2 protein-coding genes are annotated in these 1,815 nt (G+C 39.7%); both read right to left on the bottom strand.

All coding sequences use genetic code 11. The annotated features are described in order from the left end of the window. Positions 1–15 precede the first annotated feature (15 nt). Positions 16–234, bottom strand: a complete 219-nt coding sequence (locus BFL01S_RS19480; protein ID WP_025911774.1) for a hypothetical protein — start codon at positions 232–234, stop codon at positions 16–18. A gap of 91 nt (positions 235–325) precedes the next feature. Beyond that, a complete protein-coding gene (locus BFL01S_RS19485) occupies positions 326–1,579 on the bottom strand; it encodes a C40 family peptidase (protein ID WP_061786707.1) in 1,254 nt (417 codons plus the stop codon). Between the last annotated feature and the right edge of the window lie 236 nt (positions 1,580–1,815).

Raw genomic sequence — 1,815 nt, forward strand, 5'->3', positions numbered from 1 at the left:
TGTCTCAGTCTCTTTTTACAGCATAATCGCAGCTAATATAATGAGTCCAAGCGTAACGGCGTTAATACTCATTTTAAATTTGTCGCCTTTTTTAATAGCTAAGAACAGTTCAAATGCGATAATAATTGCCAAGATGACTAGCGCAATCCATAGCGGTAAGTTAAAGAAATAAACGCTTAAAATAATGACGGCGTAAATAATGCTTAAAAACATGCTTTTCTTTGCTTCAGTCATAAGAAAGCTCCTTAGTGGTTATGTATAATAGATATTCCTATTAAAAAATTTACCACCTTTAGAGGGATTATTCAAATTTCTAGAAGAATGTTTAGCTTTCTCCGATGCGCTTTGCCCCGTAATATTTAGGTGCCCAATAGCTATCTGCCTTCATATTTGTCACCGTTACGCCTTTTGATGGTGTGACGTGAACAACATAGTCATTGCCGATATAAATAGCCGGGTTTAAAGTAGAGGCTTTAAAAAACACGATGTCACCAGGTTGAAGATTATTTTTCTCAACCGGTGTACCGACGTTCCACTGGCTTGATCCGTAGCGAGGTAAGTCAACGTTTAAAGCTTCTTTATATACGTACTGTACAAATCCACCTGTATCAAAGCCATCAGGAGTTGTCCCACCGCTTAAATAAGGCACTTCTCCGATATATTTCGTAGCGGTGGATACAACGGGGCCTTCTTTCGGTAAAGATAACCCTTCAAAGCGTCGGACTCCCGCAAACTTAGACGTCCAATAGCTGTTTGACACGTAGTCAATCGCGACGTTTTCACTGCGTTTAGCGTGAATAAATTGACCTCCTCCAATGTAAATTCCAACGTGTGAGATACCTTCGCGGTACGTATCTTGGAAGAAAATCACGTCTCCAACCTGCATATCTTCTTTTGCAATTTCAGTTCCTACTTTCCACTGCTGGTCAGTTGAGCGTGGAAGATAAATATCTTTAGCTTGCTCAAATACATACTGAACAAAACTTGAGCAATCAACGCCTTCTTCAATTGAATCACTGCCAAATACGTAAGGTGTGCCAATGAGTTTAAGTGCCTCTGCAACTAACGGATCTTCTTTTGCGATTTCAGGTGAAGACGTAATACGTTTTGCGGTCACAAATTTAGGTGACCAAAACGAGCTGTTTGCAAAATTTTGTTGAATTACTTTTCCTTTAGAAGGGGAAGGGTAAATCATATCGCCATTGCCTACATAAATTCCTACGCTTGTCACGCTTCCATCTTCTTTTGAGCTAAAGAATACTAAATCACCAGGTGCAGTTTCTTCACGAGAAATGGTTTCACCAAGCTGTGATTGCTCTATTAATGTACGTGGAAGTTTAACGTTAATGGCTTGCTTCCAAACATACTGTACGAGGCCTGAACTATCAAACCCTTCTTCAAGGGATTCTCCCCCTGCTGTGTGAGGGGCACCCAGCATTTCTTTCGCTTTTTGCGTAAGTAGTGCCGATGCTGTTTCAGTTGCCTCTACGTGCTCTGGTGATGATGAAAGTGAAGAAAACGGCGTAGCTAAAAGGCCAACGCTAAGTGTTGCAATTAGTAACGGTTTGTATGGTTTCATTTTGACTATCTCCTTATCATTCTAAATATCTATATTTCTTATCGGAAGAGAGTTTAAAAGGATAATAAACTTATCTAATTCTGTGTATAAAATGAGATAAAAGAACTAGTTACCTGAAAAATAAAAAGAAGGTGGGACATAACAAAACAAATTTCCAAAAAGACGAACACGCCCTTTTCTCACTTCTTTACGTTGGCAGAACACGTTCGTTCCATTGCGCTACGGCCACTCGTTTT

Source organism: Priestia flexa NBRC 15715 (assembly GCF_001591565.1).
GTDB lineage: Bacteria > Bacillota > Bacilli > Bacillales > Bacillaceae_H > Priestia > Priestia flexa.